Source organism: Allobaculum sp. (assembly GCF_047010065.1).
Classification (GTDB): Bacteria; Bacillota_I; Bacilli_A; order Erysipelotrichales; family Erysipelotrichaceae; genus Allobaculum; species Allobaculum fili.
Genome location: NZ_JBKXLD010000030.1, coordinates 1 through 22,562 on the forward strand (window position 1 = coordinate 1; position 22,562 = coordinate 22,562).

15 protein-coding genes and 1 pseudogene are annotated in these 22,562 nt (G+C 51.7%); 2 read left to right on the forward strand and 14 right to left on the reverse strand.

The annotated features are described in order from the left end of the window. Both ACLUYS_RS04120 and ACLUYS_RS04125 read right to left on the reverse strand, forming a co-directional pair. Nucleotides 1-1,930, reverse strand: a 1,930-nt coding sequence (locus ACLUYS_RS04120; protein WP_412659183.1) for a hypothetical protein, incomplete at its 3' end; no start/stop codon positions are given. 409 nt (nucleotides 1,931-2,339) lie between these two features. Then, nucleotides 2,340-4,666 (reverse strand): annotated as a pseudogene (locus tag ACLUYS_RS04125) (glycogen/starch/alpha-glucan phosphorylase). Between the two features lie 128 nt (nucleotides 4,667-4,794). Here ACLUYS_RS04125 and ACLUYS_RS04130 point away from each other — a divergent pair. Continuing rightward, nucleotides 4,795-5,316 carry a hypothetical protein gene (locus tag ACLUYS_RS04130; RefSeq protein WP_230266523.1) on the forward strand — a complete coding sequence of 174 codons (522 nt, stop codon included), beginning with the start codon at nucleotides 4,795-4,797 and terminating at the stop codon, nucleotides 5,314-5,316. A gap of 460 nt (nucleotides 5,317-5,776) precedes the next feature. Here ACLUYS_RS04130 and ACLUYS_RS04135 read toward each other — a convergent pair whose 3' ends face one another. The 8 genes from ACLUYS_RS04135 to ACLUYS_RS04170 all read right to left on the reverse strand — a co-directional run bounded on the left by ACLUYS_RS04135 (nucleotide 5,777) and on the right by ACLUYS_RS04170 (nucleotide 16,945). After that, nucleotides 5,777-7,537, reverse strand: a complete 1,761-nt coding sequence (locus ACLUYS_RS04135) for a Na/Pi cotransporter family protein (RefSeq protein ID WP_230266522.1) — start codon at nucleotides 7,535-7,537, stop codon at nucleotides 5,777-5,779. Nucleotides 7,538-7,875: 338 nt separating this feature from the next. Then, nucleotides 7,876-9,432, reverse strand: coding sequence for a 4-alpha-glucanotransferase (gene malQ, locus ACLUYS_RS04140; RefSeq protein WP_230266521.1), 1,557 nt, complete (start codon nucleotides 9,430-9,432; stop codon nucleotides 7,876-7,878). A 138-nt stretch (nucleotides 9,433-9,570) separates the two neighbouring features. Beyond that, on the reverse strand, nucleotides 9,571-10,749 hold the full coding sequence (locus tag ACLUYS_RS04145) for a LacI family DNA-binding transcriptional regulator (protein WP_412659185.1): 1,179 nt from the start codon (nucleotides 10,747-10,749) through the stop codon (nucleotides 9,571-9,573). Then, nucleotides 10,733-11,584, reverse strand: a complete 852-nt coding sequence (locus tag ACLUYS_RS04150) for a carbohydrate ABC transporter permease (RefSeq protein WP_230266519.1) — start codon at nucleotides 11,582-11,584, stop codon at nucleotides 10,733-10,735. The genes ACLUYS_RS04145 and ACLUYS_RS04150 overlap by 17 nt, the downstream gene beginning before the upstream one ends. Beyond that, entirely contained in the window at nucleotides 11,581-12,432 is an 852-nt protein-coding gene (locus ACLUYS_RS04155) for a carbohydrate ABC transporter permease (RefSeq protein WP_412659186.1), read from the reverse strand. The genes ACLUYS_RS04150 and ACLUYS_RS04155 overlap by 4 nt, the downstream gene beginning before the upstream one ends. Nucleotides 12,433-12,893: 461 nt before the next feature. Then, on the reverse strand, nucleotides 12,894-14,216 hold the full coding sequence (locus ACLUYS_RS04160) for an ABC transporter substrate-binding protein (protein ID WP_230266517.1): 1,323 nt from the start codon (nucleotides 14,214-14,216) through the stop codon (nucleotides 12,894-12,896). Nucleotides 14,217-14,610: 394 nt separating this feature from the next. Further along, a complete protein-coding gene (locus tag ACLUYS_RS04165) occupies nucleotides 14,611-15,606 on the reverse strand; it encodes a glycine betaine ABC transporter substrate-binding protein (protein WP_412659189.1) in 996 nt (331 codons plus the stop codon). Between the two features lie 406 nt (nucleotides 15,607-16,012). Continuing rightward, nucleotides 16,013-16,945, reverse strand: a complete 933-nt coding sequence (locus ACLUYS_RS04170; protein WP_230266515.1) for a DMT family transporter — start codon at nucleotides 16,943-16,945, stop codon at nucleotides 16,013-16,015. A 219-nt stretch (nucleotides 16,946-17,164) separates the two neighbouring features. Between ACLUYS_RS04170 and ACLUYS_RS04175 the strand changes: the two genes are divergently transcribed. Continuing rightward, on the forward strand, nucleotides 17,165-17,896 hold the full coding sequence (locus ACLUYS_RS04175; protein WP_412659191.1) for a hypothetical protein: 732 nt from the start codon (nucleotides 17,165-17,167) through the stop codon (nucleotides 17,894-17,896). A 197-nt stretch (nucleotides 17,897-18,093) separates the two neighbouring features. Here the strand turns inward: ACLUYS_RS04175 and ACLUYS_RS04180 are convergent, their stop codons facing one another. The 4 genes from ACLUYS_RS04180 to dnaJ form a co-directional block, all read right to left on the reverse strand. Then, entirely contained in the window at nucleotides 18,094-18,855 is a 762-nt protein-coding gene (locus tag ACLUYS_RS04180; protein WP_412659193.1) for a hypothetical protein, read from the reverse strand. 66 nt (nucleotides 18,856-18,921) lie between these two features. Further along, nucleotides 18,922-19,500, reverse strand: coding sequence for an isopentenyl-diphosphate Delta-isomerase (gene idi, locus ACLUYS_RS04185; protein ID WP_412659195.1), 579 nt, complete (start codon nucleotides 19,498-19,500; stop codon nucleotides 18,922-18,924). A 302-nt stretch (nucleotides 19,501-19,802) separates the two neighbouring features. Beyond that, nucleotides 19,803-20,798, reverse strand: a complete 996-nt coding sequence (locus tag ACLUYS_RS04190) for a DnaJ C-terminal domain-containing protein (RefSeq protein WP_412659197.1) — start codon at nucleotides 20,796-20,798, stop codon at nucleotides 19,803-19,805. 271 nt (nucleotides 20,799-21,069) lie between these two features. Further along, on the reverse strand, nucleotides 21,070-22,206 hold the full coding sequence (gene dnaJ / locus ACLUYS_RS04195; RefSeq protein WP_412659198.1) for a molecular chaperone DnaJ: 1,137 nt from the start codon (nucleotides 22,204-22,206) through the stop codon (nucleotides 21,070-21,072). Nucleotides 22,207-22,562 lie beyond the last annotated feature (356 nt).

The window sequence follows — 22,562 nt, forward strand, 5'->3', positions numbered from 1 at the left end:
GTTCAGCTTCCATAACAGGTTCGCTGGAATTCTCCGCATTGGATGGCTCAGCAGTTTCGACGGTTTCTTCCGCTTTTTCACTGTTTGCGGGTTCCGGCCGTTCAGCTTTTTCTTCGGCTCCAGTTTCTGGGTTTACTGGGACTTCAGGAGCTTCTGGAGTTTCTGCTGGTTTGGGTGTCTTTACCGGCTCCGCTTTCGGCTCTTTTTCCGCCGTTTTTAAAACGGATTTGGCAGTCGCGGTTTGTGCCGGTTTGGCGACAGTGAGATTCAACACGTCTGCGGATTCTGCTGCAGGTTTGGCTGCTTCCGCGTTCTGGCTTGCCTCAGAGGCCGATTTGGCCGTCTGACTGGCAGGGGTCTGGGAAGCGTCGTCCCGTTTGGCTGCGGATTTGTTCGCTTTGGCTTCTTCTTCCGCCTTTTTGGCACGCTCTTTTTCCAGACGATCTTCTTCCATGCGCTCTAAGGCAAGGCGTTCCTTTTCCAGGCGCTCTTTCTCACGGCATTCCGCTTTCTGGCGTTCTCGTTCGAGACGTTCCTTCTCGCGGCGCTGGGCTTCCTGGCGTTCTTTTCCCAGACGTTCCCGTTCGAGACGGGCGGCTTCCTGCGCTTTGGCTTTACGCATGGCACTTTCGGCTTTGGATTTCTCGATAGCCGCCTTGCGCTGGGCTTCAAACTCTGCCTGGCGCGCTTGTCTGGCCTCTTCTTCACGTGCTGCCGCTTCCCGGGAGGCTTTCAGACCGCTTTTGAGAAGCGTGGCGAGCGTGTCGTAAAGGAAATTGGGCTGCAAAGTGCAGACCGCATAGCCGCAGAAGTAGCGGACATACTCCGCCTGGTTTTTCGTCAGGCTGTTTCCGATCAGCAGGAAATGGTCTTCCAGAGAGTAGTTCTTAATGACGGCCATGTACTTGTCATAATCCGAGAACTGATGGCCGCTCTTCACCTCAACAACGTAAAGGTCTTCGTCGAAGACAATGACCATGTCGAATTCATTGACCGCAAGTCCATTCTGCTTGTCGGTTACAACGACGTTGGGATACACGCCCCAGCTGACTTTTTCCTGCGCTGCCAGACGTTCCACGATTTTTCTGACTTTCTGGTAGCACGCCATTTCAAGGAAACTTCCGCTCACAAATTTTATGCCTCGCTGTGTTGGGATCAGGCGTCCGGAAACGGATACGCCATTTTTGCCGGTTTCGGCTACGCCGGCCATCAGCCCCGCCATGCCGGAAAGCATGGACACCAGTTTCTTTCGTTCCACACCGTTTCTTGCAGTGACGGAAAAGGAATAATCCTTGCTGATAAGGGATGTGCGAAGCGCATCGAACACAGGTTCGAGAAGATCCCAGTTGTCGGTAATCTGGACCGCCAGATCATAAATGGCCGGCGGAATCTCGGTTGGATCGTCAAGCGGATTGAGCTTCATGACGATCGGATCGATCACCAGTTTTTCGAGAACCTGTTCCGGTTTCAGCGGCTGTTTTGGCGCAGGGGCTGCAGGCTGGAAAGAAGGCTTTGTTTCTGCGGCTTTCATTGCCGGTGCGCTCGATTCTTTCGATTGTGCCGTGCTGACAGATTCGGATTTAGCTGCTTGTGGCGCACTGGCAGGCTGCACGCTCTGCGCGCTCTTTTCCGGCGCTTTGGGCGCGTCTGCATCGGCGGATGCCGGCTGCAGATCTTCAGGGATAGCGGCCGTTAATTCGGCATGAGAAAGGGACTCCGTACTGGACAGAGCCTTTTCCTGTCCCGCTTCCAGGTTAGCGGGCGAATGATCGTTTTGCGGGGAATTGGTCGTGATGAGAGAAGCCTGTGCAGGGGCTGCAGATTCTGTTTCGAGGGCGGTTTCAGGCGCAAAAACAGAATCGGTTTCTCTGGGTTCCTCTTCGATTTCTACGGGAATCAAAGAAGGAATTTTGATTCTAGGTCGGTTCATATCTGCCCGTTCATTCTCCTTTTTATTTTTGGATGGTATTTCGAATACGTAAATTGTTTTCGGATCCCTTTGCGGATGCTCGGGTGAATCCTGAGTGGGGGTAAAACAAGTCCTGCGCGCCCTGAAAGAGCGCTTCATAAAAAGCGGACAACTTTGTCCAGGAACCGTGCAGCCGGATTGGTACGCAAAGAAACTCCCCGGTCATTTTTGCGTACGCCCGACGCGAAGCGGGTCGCTGGCTGATTCTATATTTTTCCTCTTCCCGGATCTACGGGTGTAAAAAAATCCTGTTTTTGCAATTTGAAGCAGAATCGTAAGGTTTACGGGCAAAACGAACAATGCGCAGAAGCCGACGGCCCTGCGCACTGCGTATTTCTGTTTCGGATTTCTATTGCCGGATGGGGATATCTTATTTCAGTTTCCAGATATCCTTGTTGTACTGTTCGATGGTGCGGTCGCTGGAGAAGTAGCCGGCCATTGCGATGTTGGTGAGCGCCATGGCATACCATTTATCCTTGTCGGCGTAAGCCGCATACGCTTTCTTGCGCTCAGCCATGTAGGCTTCCAGATCGCGCAGAGCCATGAACCAGTCCTTAGTCGTCATGTCATGGTGCAGACGATGCAGGCATTCCGGATCGCCCAGAGCCATCATTTCTTCGCCGACCAGGAAGTTCACAATGTCGTTGACCTCAGGTTCTGCTTCGAGCACGGCCTGCGGATGGTAGTCCCCTTTTGCGTAGCTTTCGATGACGTCTTCACTCTTTGTTCCGAAAATGAAGATGTTGTCGTCGCCGACGAGGTCGTGAATTTCGACGTTGGCGCCGTCATCGGTTCCGAGGGTTACCGCGCCGTTCAGCATGAATTTCATATTGCTGGTACCGGACGCTTCCTTGGAAGCCAGCGAAATCTGTTCGGAAATATCCGCAGCCGGAATCAGTTTTTCGGCACAGGTGACATCATAGTTTTCCACCATGACAACCTGCATATATTTCGAAACTTCCGGATCGTTGTCGACAATCTGCGAGAAGACGAGAATGGCATGAATAATATCCTTGGCCAGAATGTAAGCCGGGGCGGCCTTGGCACCGAAAATAATGGTGACTTTCTGTTCCGGCTTGTAGCCGTTCCTGATCTCCTGATACAGGTGAATGGCCGAAAGCAGGTTCATCTGCTGGCGCTTGTATTCATGGAGACGCTTTACCTGAATATCAAAGATGGAATGGGTATCGAGTTCGATGCCCTGACGGTTTTTGAGGAATACCGCGAGCTCTTCCTTCTTTTCCTGCTTGATCGCAGCCAGCTGCTTCAGCGCTTGGGGCTGTTTCACAAACGGGAGAAGTTTCGCCAGCTCATCGGCGTTTTTCAAAAAGCCGGTTCCGATCTTGGAAATAATCCAGTCGGTCAGCTGCGGGTTGCACGCCTGGAGCCAGCGGCGGAAGGTGATGCCGTTTGTCTTGTTGTTGAACTTTTCCGGATAGAGTTCATAAAAATCATGAAGTTCGGTATCTTTCAGAATGTCTGTGTGGATTTTGGCTACGCCGTTGGTCGACTTGGAGAAATGGATATCCATGTTTGCCATGTGAACGACGCCGTTTTCGTCGATAATCGCAGTTTTCGGGTTGTCCGAACGTTCTTTGGCGCGCTTGTCAAGTTCTTCGATAATCGGCAGCAGCTGCGGCGCTACCTGTTCGAGGAATCCCATCGGCCATTTTCCAGCGCTTCCGCCAGAATGGTGTGGTTGGTGTAGGCGCAGGTCTGTTCGGTCTGTTCGATGGCTTCATCGAGCGTCAGACCGTTTTCCATGAGCAGACGGATCAGTTCCGGGATAACCATGGAAGGATGGGTATCGTTGATCTGAATGACGGCATGCCTGGAGATTTCCTGTAAAGGATAGCCGGCAGCCTTCATGTCCTCGATAATCATCTGCGCACCGGCGCTGACGAGGAAATACTGCTGGTAAACGCGAAGCAGACGGCCTGCGTCGTCGCTGTCATCCGGGTAAAGGAACAGGGTCAGGTTTTTGCGGATATCGTCTTTATCAAAGCTGATGCCGCTTTGTACGATGCTTTCGTCTACCGTGTCGAGATCAAACAGCATAAGGGGGTTTTTCTTTTTCGTGTAGCCGCACACATCAATGGAATACAGATGCGCATCTACGCTGAAATCGCCGAACTGTACCGGGAAGTACTTGCCCGTATCCGTAAGCCAGGAATTGTCGCTCAGCCATGGATCCGGATATTCTTTCTGCTTGTAGTCTTCAAAAGCCTGGTGGAACAGGCCCAGATGATAATTCAGGCCGACACCGTCGCCTGGCAGTTCGAGGGTTGCGATAGAATCCAGGAAGCACGCAGCCAGACGGCCGAGACCGCCGTTGCCCAGCGAAGGTTCTGGTTCGTATTCTTCTACTGCTGCAAGAGATTTTCCATTCTTTTTCAGGATGTCCCGTACCTCGGCATACAGGCCCAGGTTAAGAAGGTTATTGGAAAGAAGCTTCCCAATGAGGAACTCTGCTGAAATGTAATAAAGACGGCGATCGCCCTTGATTTCTTCAACGCCTTTTAAAAGATCTTTTGTCAGATCCAGGAGAATGTAGTAAAGTTCGCGGTCTGTGCAGTCTTTCAGACGTTTTCCATAATAGAACTCTGCAATATTCTCGAGAGTTTGGTTCAAATCAATGTCCATAGGTCTTGAATTACCTCCTGCCTGTATGATACAAACCCGACCGTTGAAAAGCATTTTAGACGAATCAAAAAGAGATACTTCCTTTTTCAAAGCGTTTTCAGTTTATTCGCGAACAGACAGTTTATTTAGCAGCAGGGAAAATGGTAAAATAGTTGTCAAGCGTTCTGAAAGGAGCTGTACATATGGCCTTTTACGCAATCTGGTTTCTCGGCTTCGCCCTGTGCATTCTGGCCGTCTATTTCCTTTACAAAAATGTCGTGTCGCTTCGGGATTCGATGACAGCACAGAAGCAGTTTCGAAAGCTTCACGAAGGTTCCGTTCTGGCCACATTCGATCAGGGCTGGATCTGGATCGACATCATTCTGGCCTTCGTTTCCCTCTCCTTCGCTACGCAGGCGTCCACCCTGGCCGGCTCGACGCAGTTCGCGCCCGAAACGCTCTGCTTTATCGGCATCGCCATTTTCTGTGCCGGCAAGGCGGTTTCCCGCTGGAACGCCGGACGTATGGTTTTCTATCGCCAGGGCATCTTCTACAAAACCGAAGAAATCCCCTATTCTTCCATCAAGGAACTTCCCGCCTACGGCAAGCAGTATGAACTTTCCGGCAAAAAGGAAAAGTACATGATTTCCCGTCGTCAGGAACAGGAAATCCTCAAGCAGAAAGAAGAATGGCGAAACGCACGCCGCAGCAAGAAGCAAAAATAAGCGGCTGCCCGATCCTTTTCCCATTGCACGACAGGCCTCTGTCAGGGCGCGATTCCTGCGCGAACAGAGGCCTTTTATTTTTTGTCTGTATGAAGCTTAAGGTTCTGGATTTGCATCACGCAAAGGTCAGCTTAGCGCGCAGGACGGTTTGTATGCGGACAGTTTGAACGTTCTGCCCATACAGCCGTATACAGCCGGCTCATTGCTCGCATATTCCGCCTGTCCTGCGAACAGACAGCTTTGCCACCACATCCATCGGCATCCGTAGGCGTTCATCGATCTGCCGTATCTCAAAACAAAGAACGCCCGATCGGTTCCAGAATAAGGGAAAGATCGGGCGTTCTGCTTTTTCTAAATTTGGAAAACAAATGCCATAGGAGCGGTTCAAGCGAATTGGAAATGCAATCCTGCCTGCAGAGAAAGACAGGAACTTTGCAAAACGTACCGCCGATTTTGCGAACTAGATCGAGTACTTTGTTTCGTACTGACGAAGCATTTCCTGATAATCCGGACGCATTTCGGTGGTGTAGGCACGCAGGTAACGGTGTACCGAGAAGTCCTTTTCCGCTTCCTTGACCACGTCCAGAGCGATCGCCGCGCAATGGTCTACGATGCGCTGGAAATCCGAAATAATGTCCGCCTGCAGGAAGCCTGCTTCCATCGAGCAGGTGCCGGCTTTCAGTCGGCTGATGTGGCGTTTTTTAATCTGCGAAGCGGAAAGCGAAACGAGCTGAGAAAGGGCGAAGACGCGCTTGATCTCATCCACGTTGCTGGACATGAAGTTGTCCACCGTAATCGTTACCGCTTCTTCTGCAGCCGCTGCGATGACGTTCAGTTCATCGAGCGCGGGCATGGAAAATTTCTGTTTCTTTTCCTTCATGCTCTTGGTGATGTCCGCAATGGACAGGGCGTAGTCGCCGATCGCTTCAAAGTCCGCAATGGCCTGCAGCGACTTCGAAATGTTCTGCGATTCGCGATACGTAACGCCGGTAGCCGTCAGTTTAACAAGATACTTGCCGAGTTTTTCTTCGTATTTATTCAGTGTCTGCTCGAGGTCGGAAACCTTGCGGTAGCCCTCGGGCGTATAGTCATTGATCAGCGTTACTGCACGCAGCACGTTTTTGCGTGCCTTGCGGCCCATGCCTTCCATGACATCCATGGCGGCCTGGTACGCGAGATCCGGGTTGGCGAGAAGACGGCCTTCCAGTTTGTCGAAGTCGCCGAGATCTTCTTCGTCCGCAGGATCTGCCGGCACGATCAGGAAGACGAGCTTCTTAATCTGCTTTACAAACGGCAGCATCGCCGTCATCGTCAGCGCGCGGAAAATCGTATTCGTCGCCGCGATCGAGAACGGGTTCATGACATCTGAAGCCATGTTCAGAATGCCGGCCGCTTCAAGCGGATAGTACACAACGGAGGCGAGCAGCGTCGAAAGCACCGCGGTCAATAGATAAACCAGCGAGGTTCGGACACCGTCCTTGTTGGCGCCTACGGCAGCCAGAAGTACAGGACAGGACGCGCCGATGCCGATGCCCATTACGAGCGGGAACGTCGACTGGAACGTCAGCGCGCCGGTAACGCTTAACGACTGCACAACGCCGACGGCAGCCGAGGACGACTGCAGAACCGCAGCAGCCAGGATACCGAACAGCAGGGCGATCATGGGGTTATTGAGCGTGGCCATCGCATTGATGAACGTCGGGTCGGTTTTCAAAGGCGCAACCGCACCGGACATCATGCTCATGCCGGTCATGAGAACCGCAAAGCCGAGCAGAATGTTGCCGAAAGATTTCGTCGTGTCTTTTTTGGAAAACATCTGCAGGAGCATGCCTGCAATCGCCATGACGGCGGTAATTGTTGTCGAGGAAAAGTAGGAAGCCCATCCGGCTCCGTCGAGAAAGGACATGCAGACGATCCATCCGGTAATACTGGTGCCAATGTTGGCGCCAAGGATTACGCCGATCGCCTGTGTGACCTTCATCATTCCGGAATTGACAAAGCCAATGACCATCACGGTCGCAGCGGATGAAGACTGAATCACGCAGGTTACTGCTGTTCCGAGCAGAAAACCTTTCAGGGGGGAGTTCGTCAGCCGGTAGAGGATCATTTCCATTTTGTTACCGGCAACCTTCTTCAGGCCGTCCGACATGGAACTCATTCCAAACAGAAAGAGAGCTACGCCAGTCAGCAGGCCGAGAATCATCGAAACTGTATCGTTCATTCTTTTCTCCATGCCCTTCTTGGGCTGAACATATTCAATCTATCCTATTCTTTCATGTTCTTGAAATTCAGACAACACAACAGTGCCTGCGAACCGCTGAAAATTTTCTGAAAATTAAAAAAATTCCGGACGAAAGCCCGCAGGAGCTGTCCGGAAGTTATCTTTTTTGGATAAAAATCAAATGCGATAAAGCTTATTTCTTGACCAATCCCGCTTTTTCGATAAGCCAGCGCAAACGGTCTGTCCGTAATTTCCTGCCTTTTTTACCGTTCCTTCCAGATGAATTTTCCAAGAATTTTTCATCCTTTTTTTCGGCTATGGACAGAATTTCGATCGGTTTAAGCGAAGGCCTGTTCGGCTTCAGCAGAGGTTTCGCTGCTTTCCGTTGTTTCGGCTTCTTCTTTTTTCGGCTTTGGCGCACGGCCGTACAGTTTGGTCAGCCAGGTCAGGGCGCCTTCGATATCGTCAGTCAGCCAGCCCGGTGTCAGACGCCAGGTCCAGTTGCCGGAAGGCTTGCCCGGGGTGTTCATGCGCGCGGAAGAGTCAAGGTTGAGCAGATCCTGCGCCTGCAGAATGGAGGTATCGCTTGGCGAAGCGATGACGGTGCGCATCATTTCCCAGTTGTATTCATCCGGGTTGTAGGCATCCATGAAATCACAGGCGTACTTTTTGTCTTCCGGCGAAATCGAATGGAACCAGCCCTGGATCGTTTCATTGTCGTGCGTTCCCGCATAGGCAATGGAGTTTTTCGGATAATTGTACGGCAGGTATTCCGATCCGGAGTCGTCGCGGGAATCAAACGCGAACTCGAGAATCTTCATGCCCGGGAAACCGGATTCTGCCAGCATTTCCTTAACGGAGTCTGTAAGGAAGCCCAGGTCTTCGGCAACGATGTTGCGCTTGCCGATTTTCTTTTCCATGACCTTGAACAGATCGATGCCCGGCCCTTTGAGCCATTCGCCTTTCTTGGCAGTTTTGGCGCCGTAAGGAATGGCATAGAACGAATCAAAGCCGCGGAAGTGGTCGATGCGCAGAATATCAAAGACTTTGGTCAGATGATCGATCCGGCGAATCCACCAGTCGTAGCCGGTTTTCTTATGGTAGTCCCAGTCGTAGAGCGGGTTGCCCCAGAGCTGGCCGTCCGCGGAAAATCCGTCAGGCGGGCAGCCGGCAACGGCGCTTGGACGGCCGTCCTTGTCGAGCAGGAACAGTTCCGGATGGCTCCAGGCGTCTACGGAATCGAGCGCGACATAAATCGGCAGGTCGCCGAGAATTTCTACCCCGTTTTCGTTCGCATAGGCGCGCAGCGCGTCCCACTGCTTGAAAAACAGATACTGCATGACTTTGTAGTAGTCCATGCGATCCTTGTTTTCCTGCGCCCATTTCGCAGTCTTTTTCGCATCGTAAAGACGATGTTCTTCGTCCCAGTCGAGCCACGCCTTGCCTTCGTTGGCATCTTTTAACGCCATGAACAGCGCGTAGTCATCGAGCCAGTGGGCGTTCTTCTTGCAGAACGTCTCATACTCGGCATCCGGATTTTCCAGGAAGCGATTGACCGCTTTGGCCAGAACCGGATAACGGTTGTTGTACATCTTTCCAAAATCGACCTGATCGGCTTTTTCGCCCCAGTCGATATATTTGTAGTCTTCTTCATTGAGCAGGCCGTCTTTAGCGAGCAGATCCAGATCGATGAAATAGGGGTTGCCCGCAAACGTCGAGTAGGAAGCGTAGGGAGAATCGCCGTAGCCGGTCGGGCACAGGGGGAGTACCTGCCAGACGGACTGTCCGCTGCGTTTCAGGAAATCGACGAAGTCATAGGCTTCTTTGCCCAGCGTTCCGATTCCATAAGGAGAAGGAAGACTGGAAATGTGAAGAAGGATTCCATTTTTTCGCATAGTTCACTCTTTCTAAAGCTTGTATAAGCTCTATTCCATTCCGTTTCAAAGACTGTCCCATCCCCGTTCAGAGGGGGATTTCTGGGATTGTATCAATAGGTCTGAAGCTTTTCCTGGAGCCTTTCCAAAAGCGTTTCGTCACGATCCCGCGTATTCTTCTTTTTCCGATTGATCTTTCTGAGATTCGTCATTCTCAGACTGGTCTGTCTTCGATTCGTCTTTTTGAGCGTTTTCCGGAGGAACAGAATCTTCATTTGGAAAAACCGGGATCCCGTCTGCGCCCGGCTTTGGACAGCTTGGCGCAAAGGACATGCTCCAGGAGACGGGAATATGGCAGTCTCTGTCGGTCCGGAAAAATCCTAACATTTTCAATGCCGTTTTTGAAAGCTGTCCCGCCTCCGTCTCCAGATCCCGTCTTGCCGCGCTAAGCCTTGGACAGGCATAGTCGCAAAGATCGCTCTGCGCCAGGGTGATCACCTTCAGCTTTTCTCCTGGAACATAGCCAAGATCCTGCGCGGCGCGAAGCGCGCCAAGCGCCATGTTTTCTTCAAAAACGAGCAGGCCGTCCAGATCCGGCATCTGCCAGACGAGTTCTTTCAGGCCGGCATAGCCCGCATTTTTCGAACACGTGCAGCAGACGCCCTGCTTTTGCAGGGAAAAGACCTGATTCCGTGAATAGAAGGCGTACTGCACACCGAGAATGAAATCCGCGCTTTCGATCGAATTTTCGCGGTCGGCGTACAAAATGCCGATCCTGCGGCATCCGTTTTCGAAAAGAAGCTCCGTGCACTGCTGGGCGATTTCGGTAATCGGCAAAAAGAAGCAGGCGGTTCTGCTGGCGTCCAGAGAGGAAAGATCCCCGCTGAAATAAATGGCCGGAATTTTAATCCGGCCATGAATATGCATCAGCATCTGTCGAGAGGCACCGATCACAATGACCAATTCGCAGCTGGTCTGCTCGATGCGCGTAAGAATTTCATCTTCCCCTGCCTGTGCGGAAAGCTCCATCAGAGTCAGGGGCTTGCGTTCCATTTCCTTATGGCCTTCCAGCCGGCTTTTCACACGCTCAGCGAGCGTCTGATAATACGGGAACGGCTGGCTGTGCACCAGAATGAGAACGCCGGATTTTTCCTTGCGGCGCAGGGCCGAAGCCCGGTCATTGCGAACAAAGCCGCTGGCGGCAATCGCTCTTTCTACATCCGCGACGGCCTTTTCACTGACGCCCGGAGCGCGGTTGAGCACCCGGGAGACTGTGCCTAAAGACCAGCCGGAAAGACGGGCGAGATCTTTGACGGTCGCTTTAGCCTTTGACGGCACCGGCGGCTACACCCTTGATGATGTGTTTCTGACCAAGGATGTAAACGATGATAATCGGGATGATCGTCATGATGATGGAGGCCATCATCGGACCCATCGATACTTTTCCGTAGCTTCCGCGGAAGTACTGAATCAGCATCGGGATGGTTTTGTATTTCGTGATATCCAGAACCAGAGTCGGCAGAAGGTAGTCGTTCCAGATCCACATCGCCTGCAGAATCGTAACGGAAACCATCGTCGGTTTCAGAATCGGCATAACGACTTTGAAGAACGTCTGGAGCGGGGTACAGCCGTCGATCATGGCCGCTTCTTCAATTTCCACCGGAATGGATTTTACGAAGCCGGCGAACATGAAGACCGCCAGACCGGCACCAAAGCCAAGATAGATGACCCAGATGTTGAACGGGTTGTTCAGTTTGAGCATGTCCGCCGTCTGCGAAAGGGTGAACATAACCATCTGAAACGGTACAACCATCGAGAATACGAACAGGTAGTACAGGAAGTTGTTGAACTTGGTATGAACGCGGGTGATATACCAGGCACACATCGAACAGCAGATAATAATTGCGAGAACCGAGGTGATGGTAATCAGCGTGGAATAGCCAAGCGAAACGAGGAATCCCTGCGAATTGATTGCTTCGGAATAGTTGGCGAAGCCCGCAAACTGCGCGGCGTTCGGCAGGTCAAAGACGCTGCTTGTCGTAATGGCACTCTCCACTTTCAGAGAGTTGACGAGAATCATGAAAACCGGGTAAATCCACAGAACGGCCAGTACGACCATGAGAATAAAGAGGCAGACCTCTTTTGCGGAACTTTTACGTTTTGCGTCACTCATGCCTGTACCTCCTTGCTTCTTGTGGCTTTCAGCTGCCAGAAGCCGATCAGAATAACAGCAATCGAGAAGATAACCGACTTAGCCTGGCCGATACCTTTCCACTGCGGGCCGGAACGGCCGTAGAAGGTGCGGTAAATGTTCAGCGCGAGCATTTCGGTTAAATGGTTTGGATCGCCGTTGGTCAGAGCCAGGTTCTGGTCGAACAGTTTCAGCGAGTTGGTCAGTGTCAGGAAGACACAGATCGTAATGGACGGCATCATCATCGGAATTTTGACTTTCCAGAGAATCTGCCAGTCGGTCGCGCCGTCAATCCTGGCGGCTTCGACGAGGTCATCGGGGACGTTCTGCAGTCCGGCGATGTAAATGATCATCATGTAGCCGATCTGCTGCCAGCACATCAGGATGATGATGCCCCAGTAGCCGGCTGTGCCGTTCAGTTTCAGCAAAGGCTGACCCGCGATGGAGAGGACACCGTTGATCAGAACCTGCCAGATGTAGCCAAGAACGATACCGCCGATCAGGTTTGGCATGAAGAAGACGGTACGGAAGAAGTTCGTACCTTTAAGCTTCTGGGTCAGTGCCATAGCCAGAGCGAAGGCGAGAATGTTGATGGCGAGGATGTTGACCACCGTCACGGCGATGGTAAATCCGGCAGAGCGAAGGAACTGGGCGTCCGTCAGGGCGCTGACGTAGTTGCCAAAACCGATGAATTTCGCATTGCCTACGGTCGTGAATTTACAGAAGGAAAAATAGAGACCTTCAAAGAAGGGGACGATAAATCCAATCGTAAATGCGATCAGGGTAGGCAGCACGAAGATCCAGCCGTATTTCTTTAACGCTTTTTCCATAAGCTGCTCCTATTCTTTACTGCAAGTCCTCTATGTAAACGTTTCAAACGCTTGCCATAAAAGGACAGAATTCGTTTCCTGTACGGAAACCATCCTTCCCTGCCTTCTCCTTATCCCGGCTAAGCGGAATGAGAATGAGAAGCGTTCAGGGAGCGGATGGATCCGACAGAAAAGCAAAGCGTTTCTTTTTAATTTTGTTGATTTTGTTTTATGCACAGCTTCTTCTGCGTCCCGTTTCGAGCGAAACAGGCCAGAGAGAAGCGGGTATTTCAATAATTTTATTTTCTGAAGCACGCTGCTCTTTTTGAACAGGGTGAACAGAAAGCAAAAACAGCGCAGACGGTAAAAACAGGTTTTCCGGCTGCGCTGCTCAGGTGCCCGGATCAGCAGGCACCTGGATTTTCCTGAAGCCTGTGCAAGAGGTCTTCAGGCACTGCTGAATCGCCAATCCGGATCAGCGGCTATTTGGCAAGTTCTTTTTCGTTTTTCCAGTCAACAGTGAAGGCTTCTTTTACCTTCTCCCAGTTGGCATCGGTTGGATCTGCTGCGTAAGCGGTCAGAGCAGAACCCAGAGTGTTCTTCCATTCTTCGGAAGGCATGGTTGTGAAGTTCCAGGATACTGGTGTCTTGCCTTCTTCCGTCAGCTTAATGTCTTCCTGAACGAAGATGTTCGGGCTTGGTTTTGCATCCTTGAACGGGATCGTCAGGCCAAGATCGTCCGCCATGAATGTGGTTCCTTCGTCAGTAGTAACCAGCCAGTTCATGAAGTCGAGCGTAGCCTGGATATCGTCAGCGGAAGCTTCCTTGTTGACTACCCAGTAGTTTTCCGTACCTGTGGACAGGCCCTGGTTGGCTTCGTCGCCGGCACCGATATAAATTGGGATCATCGTCAGCTGATCGTCAGTCATGCCGCCGTCAATCAGGTTTGTGTATTCCCAGGAACCGTTCTGGAAGAATACGGCTTCGCCGTTCAGAAATTCACGTTCGGAATCGTCCATCGTCTTGGAAGCGAGGTCTTTTCCTTCGGTTGTGGAATCTGTGATGTACAGATCGAAGATATCGCGGTAATTATCGAGATAAGTGCCCTTCAGTTCGTCCTTGTCCGTTACGCCGTCATCTTTGTATTCGAAGTAGATCGGCATGTTGGCCAGGTGCGTTTTGAAACGCCAGTCGGAAGATCCGTCCATGCCTGCAGAGGAGAAGGCGGAGAATCCGAGTTCGTCCTTGCGGGACTGGATATCGTCTGCAACGTTTTTCAGAGTTTCGAAGCTTGTGATTTCGTCAACGGAGTGGCCTGCCTTTTCGAGCAGTTCAGTGTTGACGATAATGCCGTAGGATTCAATCGCATAGGCGATCGCAGCTACATCGTTGTCTGCTTTGTCGCCGATGTACAGAGCGTAGCTGTCGCTGGTCAGCTGATCGAATACTGGAGTGTCATACAGGTTGTATGCATAGTCTTCCCAGTTTTTCAGGCCGACTGGACCATTGACCTGGAACAGCGTTGGAGCGCCGCTCTTGCCCATTTCCGACATCAAGGTTGTTTCGTAGTTGCCGCTGGCTGCAGTAACTACTTTTACGTCTACACCCGTTTCGTCAGTATACTTCTTAGCGAGTTCCTGCCAGGCTTTGTCTGCTTCTGGTTTGAAGTTCAGATAATACACGGAACCTTTGGATCCGTCGCCAGAAGCTTTGGAAGCATCAGCAGTTTCTCCGCCGTCGCCGCATCCAGCCAGGAGCATGGAGCCTGCAAGCGCAGCAGCAGCAAATTTCTGCCAGTTTTTCATGAAATGTCCTCCTTAAGTGTGCAGCAAATACAGTCCTGATCCGATATTTTTACCGTATTCGTCACAAACTTTGTTCAACACTTTGATTATAGGTAGGCAAATCTTTCAATTCGCCTGTAATGACCGAACAACCGATTGCCCGAACAAAAGGGTAAGGGGTTACCACTGTGTCGGAACCAAACCTTTTTTATTTTTGCACGCAGGAAAGTGTACCGTTTTTTACACACAATTACAAAAAATTAGTACTTACCAAGGCTCAGTAAAAAAGCAGGCGCGAACGCCTGCTGATTTGTCCGTAAATGCTTACTGTTCCTTTTGACATTTTCCTGAAATAGTTTGCGTCAGAAAAAATTTTTTGAAACGGATTTCTGAATTACTCTGGCTGGATTGAAGATTAGGAAACGCTTTCCACTGCGGCGGGATCTTCAACGATCAGATCTCTGGCTTTCAGAAACTGCAGCGCCGCCTCTTCTTCACTGGCCAGACCATACACCGCCAGACGGCCGTAAAAGGTCAGCTTTTCGCCGGTCAGCTCGCGGCTGAGCTTCTGACAGATTTCGGAAAGCTCTGGATACTGTTCGAGCGCGGACTGTGTGATGACCACGCCAAGCTGCGACTGCGGGCAGCTGTTGAGATCGTCTTCAAGAACGTACAGTTCATCCTTGCGCAAAAGACCGTCGAGGGTATGAATCGGGATCGCGTCGACTTTGCCTTTTCGCAGAGCGTCCGCGGTCAGATCGGTCGGCAGATTGACGGCCGTCTTGAAGGAAATGCCGTACTGCGCATTCAGCCAGGGATAGCCGTCGGCATCCTGGAAATACTGCGTCGGCGCGCCAAGAACGAGGCTGTCGCTGTATTTGGCCAGATTGCTGAGCGTCTGGATGTTTTTCTCTTTAGCCAGCGATTTGGAAATGGCGATCGTGTATTTATCGTCGGCGTTATCGAGGGCGAACCAGTCGAGACCGCGCTTGTCGTACGCCTGTTCCAGCGTGCTCAGATCCTGAATCGTATACACGCCGCGCTCATTGAGCACGGATTTCCAGGCCGACTGCGCCAGCTCGACGCCGATCTGCAGCTTGTCGCTCTCTAATGGCGGCTGCAGGTTGGAAATGCCGCCGGGCACTTCTTCCATGATGCATTCGATGCCTTCGTGTTCCGCCATGGCCGCGACCATCCAGCCGACCAGACGGGTGGAAATGCTGTCAGTCATCCCGATGCGCACCGGCTTTTTTTCTTTCGCACAGCCGGCAGTCATCGTCGCCGTAAGCATCAGGCAGATCAGAAGAGAAACGCTTCGATGGACAAAGCGCGAAAATGAAAGCCGGCTCGATTGGCCCGCTTTCGCCTTTCTTTTTGGATTTGCGTCTGGTTTATGAAGATTCCAATGCATAAAGATTCTCCTTTCTGCCTGAAGCCGCAGTTCGCAGCCCTGCGCTCTGCGCTTTTGGATTCGTTACGGATCTGTAGTTCTTATATATCCTTTTATATATAGTTTTATATATAGTTTTTATATAGTTTTTCTCTTTTTACACCGTAAGAGGCCCGTCCCGTCTTTCTTATATCATTTATCATTACGGTATCTTTTATCTTTATGGTATCTTTGCGCTTTTCTTATATTCCCAAAAACATTCCTAAAAGCCGGGCGCAGAAAAATCGGTTTGTGAGACTCTCCAGAAAACAGGCACCTGCCGCTTTTTCGTACGCAGTTTTTCGCATGGCTTCACGTTTCGATTCTCGTTGTGCTTCCTGTATTGCTTCTTGTATTGCTTCTCGCGTCGCTTCTCGTATCGATTTTATTATCGCTTCTTCTTCTGCGGCAGACGGGCATTGACCATGTAAATGCCAAAGCTGGTGACCAGAGCGGCCAGAATCAGCCTTGCGCTGAGACTCTCTTTTAAAATCAGCGCCGAAAACAGCACGCCAAACAGACCTATCGTGCAGCCAAAGACGCTGACCGAAGAGACCAGATAGCGTGAGAGCAGGACGCCCCACAGACTGTAGGCGCCAGCGGAGACGAGCGCCAGAATCAGAAGAATGAGCAGGCCCTGCGCATTCCAGCTCACGCCATGATCCGGCAGACAAAGGCCCAGTGCCATCAGAGCCGAACCGCCCAGAACGAACTGACAGCCCGAAAGCACAACGGGCGAATTTTTCCGGGAGAAGATTTGAATGAAGACCGCCGAGAGGGCACTTGAAACCTGCGAAAGAAAAATCATGCCTTCGCCCTGCAGGGAAAACTGAAAGCCGGAAGGTGAAAGGTTCATGAGCAGAATGCCCAGAAAGCCGACAATGCATCCCGCCGCTTTCATCCAGGTCATCTTTTCCAGACGAAAGACGAGGGCGGAAAACAACAGCGCCAGCAGAGCGCTCATGCCGGAAAGAACCGAAACCATCATGCCGGACGCGTGAGCGGCTCCCATGTAATAAAAGAAGTACTGGCCAAACGTCTGAAACAGAGCGAGAACACAAATCGGTCCGAGGGCTTCTTTTCGAAGTTTTGGCAGGGAGCGATTTTGCATCGAATAAAACGCGAGGACGAGCAGCCCCGCCAGAAAAAAGCGGGCACCCGCAAACAGAACGATGGTTCCTGTCGTTTCAATATGCAGCGTCTGATAGCCCATTTTAATGAGGGCCGGGGCAAGACCCCACAGTCCGCAGCAAAGCAGCGCACCGGCCCACAGACGGCCGCGCGCATTCGATTCCGTTTTCCCTTTTGCCTCTTCGCTCATGATACAATCCCCTTTCGACCGGCTGTTTAAAAAGCGGCTCTGTCCATTGTATCCGATTTCGATTTTTCCAAAAGGATCTGCCGGACAGAGGCACTTCTTTCGGTCAGCTTTGTCTTTTTGCGCTTCTGCCCGCAGGTATACTACGGGCAGAATACTGCGGCCGCGAGACAGTTTTCAAAAACTGGACAAGAAAGATCCGGCCGAAGATTGGGGATTTCCATGACTGCATTCACTTTACTCGTTTCCTGCCTGGTTCTTCTGCTCATCCCGTTAATCGTGCTTTGCGTCTACGGCTACACCCACGAAAACGCATGGCGTCCAATGGTGTATGGCGCCTTATACCAGGTGCTCTACCTGATTCTGTTTCGGCTGATCATGCCGATGCTCTTCGCTTCGCAAAGCTGGTTTATCGAGCTGACGAAATCGCCGGCTGCGGTCGCCATGCTCTATACCGTTTTGCAGGCGGTCTACCTTTGCGCGGTGTTCCTTCTGTACGATCGTCACCTTCTGAAAAAGGGCGGCCCGCAAAGCTTCGCGCTGTTGTTTGGACTGACGTACGGCGTGATGGAAGGCGCTATTTTCAGCGGCTTCGATTCGCTCAACGCGCTGATGAGCGCCCAGTCGGTCATTGATGCCGTAAACGTTTCGGCTGTATGGCTCCATCTTGGCGAAGCGCTCTGCATGATCGTTCTGTATGCCTGGCTGGCCTGGGCGTTTTACATCCAGCTTCAGGCAAAAAAGACGATGCTGTGGATCGGACTTTGCGCCGCCGTTCTCGTCTTCCTGTTTTTCGCCTATGGCTGGTCGGCCATCTTTGGATGGGACAACGCGTTCCGTATTCTGCTTCTGCTTGTCGCCGCTCTGCTTTGCGGCAGTGCCCTCTATCCAGCGTATAAAGCTGCCCGTAAAAACGGCAGCGCAGATTCTAAGTCAAACGCTGCAGGCGTCTGAATCGCAGAAACATTCCTGTTTTCCAGATTTACAAGCCGCATCTGCTCGGGGCTGCGGCTTTTTTTCGTGTCGTCTTTTCCGTACTTTTCGTCTATTCAAAAAAGCGGCTTTGTCTGTCCCCCTGATCGGTTTGGGAGAATCTGGACAAAGCCGCTTTCGTGTTTTTATCGTGTGTTTTTAGTTTTTTGTTTTTCGCTCTAGCGCAGGCCAAGCAGTTTCTGAAGAACCGACATGATCTGCTGCTCGCTTAATACGACGATTTTTTCCATCTGGATCTTTCCAGCCAGATCGTTTACGGGAAGATCGGCGGAATAGAAGAAAATCGGGCTGTCCGCATTGGCTTCGGCCAGAATGGCTTCAATTTGCGGGCGAACGCTTTCTTCACCGACGACGGCGATGCCGTATGGCGAAACGACAATGTTTTCCACATCCGTATCCCCGAGTTTCACGTGGTCGAGAACGGTGTATTCCTTTGGCAGTTCGTTCAGCGATTTTACATCAGTCACGATGGCTTCATCGCTGCGGTCCGTACCGATTTCCAGTCCGTTTCCATCGGCTGTGCTCTGTGCAGGCTGCGGATTTTCCAGAGACTTTTTGAGTTTGGCGCGTTTGGCGGCGGCTTTCTGTACGCGTCGGGAATAGCGGGTATTCATGACCGCCGCGATAATCATGAGAATGCAGACGATGAGTACGCCGGTCTTGAATACGAACAGGCAAAGCAGATACAGGCCGACGAGAATGCCGACCGCCCAGAGGGAGGCTTTATACAGCTTCATGTCCTTGGCAATCGCCTGATCGAGCTGATCGATTTCCGCCAGTGTCTGCGAATGATCGACGCTTTCCCCTTCGATCGTTCCGGTCTGCGGGTCTTCTACAATCGTAACTTCAACGGTTTCTGTTGCTTCGTTTTCCGGCTCTTTTTCGACAGGTGTCTGTGCCGGTTCCTTATTTTCGTTCATTCTTTTACCTCGTTTTGGTTATTATAGCGTTCCTGCATTCTTTGGCTTCTTTTTTAGCCGACAAAGTCATTTTTCAGCCGTTTCCTTTTTGCACCCTGGATGGCCGGTTTCTTCTTTGGCTCCTTCTGGATTTTTCTGCATTTCCAGAACCCGTGGCGCCGCAATCTGAAACCAGACCGAATAGCGTTCGGGATGGTGCGTCAGGTCTTCTTTCAGTTCTTCAAAATCGATCCACTTCAACTCGGCAATTTCCTCTGGATCGGGAGCGAAGTCTCCGGCATAGTCCGCGATAAATACATGATCGAATTCATATTCGATCCGTCCGTTTTCAAACACGCTGCGATACACAAAATGAAACAGTTCTTCTACCGGAAAGGAAACGCCGAGTTCTTCCTGAAGGCGCTCTTCCACGGACTGTTCCAGTGTTTTTCCGGCACGCGGATGGGAGCAGCAGGCGTTGGTCCACAGGCCTCCGGAATGGTATTTGTTCGGATTTCTTCGATGCACTAACATTTTTCCGTCATGACAGACGAAAACCGAAAAGGCCCGGTGCAGCAGTCCTTTCTGGTGGACAGCTTCCTTTTCGCCCGTTCCGATCGGCTGATCGAAAATATCGGCAAGAATCAGTTCGTTTTCATTGGCCATGGTCTTCTTCTCCTTTTGTGCGCCGGCTGTATCTTCACCATATCAGACATCTTCTTTCCCGCTGCATTCTTTTCGCTGATTGGATTTCTCTGCGCTTCTTTTGCATTTGCCCCTGTGCCGGATTTTTTTCGGACAGGCAAAAAACGGGAGGCCCCGAACGGTTTTCAGAAGAGCCCCGAAAGAGGATGCCGAATTGACCTGTTAAAAAAGACGCCCGAACTGGACGCCTTTTTTGCAGAGAAAACTGAAGAAATGAAGGAAAATGCAATAGAAATCGAAAAGGGATAAAGCCCGAATTTCGTTTAGCCGCGCAGCTGCTGGAATTTTTCGAGCAGTTCGCGTTCGGCATCGGTGAGATCTTTTGGAACGGTGATTTTGATTTTGACGTGTTCATCACCCGTACCCGATCCTGTCTTGACGCCTTTGCCGCGCAGACGAAGCTTCTGACCCGACTGAATGCCGGCAGGCACTTTCATCGTTACCGAGCCGTCAAGGGTCGGTACATCGACCTGCGTACCGAGCGCAGCCGCGATGGCATCGACAGCCACTTCGACTTCGATATCGTTGCCGTTCCGGCTGAACGTTTTGTCCGGACGAACTTTGACTTCCAGATAGAGATCGCCTGGCGCACCGCCGTAAATGCCCGGTTCGCCTTTGCCCGGAATACGAATCTTCTGGCCGTCTCGAATGCCGGCAGGAATCTTAACATCGAGCGTAATCGGATGGGTCGTATAATTGCCCGATACATCCGGCTCGGTCACATTGAACGTAATGCTTGAAGTGGTACCGCGAATCGAATCCATGAAATCGACCGTAATCGATCCATGACGGTCTTCGCCTTTTGCCGGATATTCTCTTTGCCGGCCGCCGCCGCCAAATCCGCCAAACGCGCCGCCAAACAGATCGGAGAAATCGCCGCCAAAGGAGCTGTAGCCGCCCTGACCGCCGCCAAATCCGCCGGAAGAAGAACCGCCGGCCTGCCGGAAGAGATCTTCAAAACTGAAGCCTCCGCCGCCGCCTGGTCCAAAGCCGTTGCCGGCGTAGGCGTTGTAAACGTCCTCATTGAAGTTTGGATCGAGGGCCGCTTCGCCGTATTTATCATAAAGCGCACGCCGTTCCGGTTTGGAAAGCGTCTCATGCGCCAGGTTAATTTCCTTGAATCGTTCTTCGGCATCCGGATCCTTATTGACGTCCGGATGGTATTTCATCGCCAGTTTGCGATAGGCCTTTTTAATTTCCTTATCTGAGGCATCCGGGGAGACACCCAGAATGTCATACAGTCTTTTATTATCCGCCATAGTCCGTCCTTTCCAAAAGCCATCGGCTTTTCTGGACACTTTGCATTGATGTTTCTGTCCTCTTTTATTTTTGATTATTTCGCGCAAAAGGCACTCTCATTTGACCATGATTCCCCGCACGCCAGATTCTTTTTTTCTGTAGCCTGAAACGCCAAAGCCAAAAGCCGTCCACACCGGCACGAGGCAGGCAGGGACGGCTGGCGTTCCTTTTTTCAAAGGGAAATTATGGTCTGCGACCGTTTCGATTTGTGCGAATGTGCAGAGCTTTGAATTAATCCTGATTCTTTCCGCTGAAGAAATCCTTGATCTTCTCAAAGGGTTTCGGTTCGGATTTGGAACCGCGGATTTCCTCGTAGAGCTGACGGTCGTGCTCGCTGAGACGGCGCGGGATTTCGATCTGAACGGTAACGAGCTGATCGCCGGTGTGCCGGTCAGTTTCCACGCCCTTGCCTTTCATGCGGTAGCGCTGATCGGGCTGCGTCCCGGCCTGAATGGTGAGATCTTCCTCGCCGTTGACGGTCGGCACCTTGCGGGTGCAGCCGAGAATGGCGTCAAGTGCATCGATTTTAATGGTGGTGTAAATATCATCACCGACGCGCTTGAACGTCGGATCAGGCAGAACGCTGACGTTCAGATACAGGTCGCCGTTGGGGCCGCCATTATAGCCGCGTCCGCCTTTTTCGGGGATGCGGACCTGCGTTCCGGTCTTGATGCCTTTTGGAATCTTGACGTTCAGACGAATCTTGCGGTATTCGTAGCCGTTGCCGTGGCATTCATGACAGTTTTCTTCTGGAATCTGTCCAGTGCCCTGGCAGGTGCTGCATCCGGTTTCCTGCTGCATGCGTCCAAAGAATGTGTCGACCACTTCCACGCGCCGGCCTGTCCCGTTGCAGCCCGGGCACGTTTTCATCTTGCCGTTTTCCGCACCGGTTCCATGGCAGTGTTCGCATGGCGCTTCGTATTCAATCGGCACTTCGATCGTCGCGCCATGGATGGCGTCCATGAAGCTGATGTCGATGTTGCGGACGAAGTCTTCGCCTTTCTGCGGGCGCGGTTTTGCGCGGCTTCCGCTGCTGTAGCCGCTATATCCAGAGGCGGCTCCGCCGCCGAACATCTGACGAAGCATTTCGGAAATCGGATCGCCGCCGGCTCCCGCAAAGGAGCTGAAGCTGTCAAACGGATTTCCGTCGGTCGTTCCGTAGCGGTCGTATGCTGCTCGTTTCTGTTCATCGCTGAGCACTTCATAAGCCGCGTTGATTTCCTTGAAGCGTTCTTCGGCGTCGTCTCCTTTGTAAATATCCGGATGGTATTTCTTGGCTAGACGACGGTAGCTTTTCTTGATTTCTTCCTGCGTGGCGGTGCGGGAAACTTCAAGAATGTCATACAGGTCCTTTTTTTCACCTGCCATATACTTCCCCTCTTTCTGTCGCAGCCAGAATACGGCGTGTTCTTCCCTTCGGTCTGCGATTTTGGTTTCGTTCTGGTTTGCAGTCTGATTTTAACGGGCGTGTGCATCGTCCGCGATTCATTGTGCCTGCCGCAGACGATTCGCTTTCAAATCCTCTGCATTTGTAAGAAAAAGCGACAGCCAGCGTGTGCGCGCTGTTTTTCGACTTGAAAGACTGTCTCTCTTTCTCTTGAAAAAAGGCTGCAGGAAAATCCTGCAGTCTTTGAATACTAACGAAGCTTAACAGCTTATTTCTTTTCCGTAAACTCAGCGTCTACGACATCATCATCGGAGCTGCCGGGGTTTCCGTCAGAAGA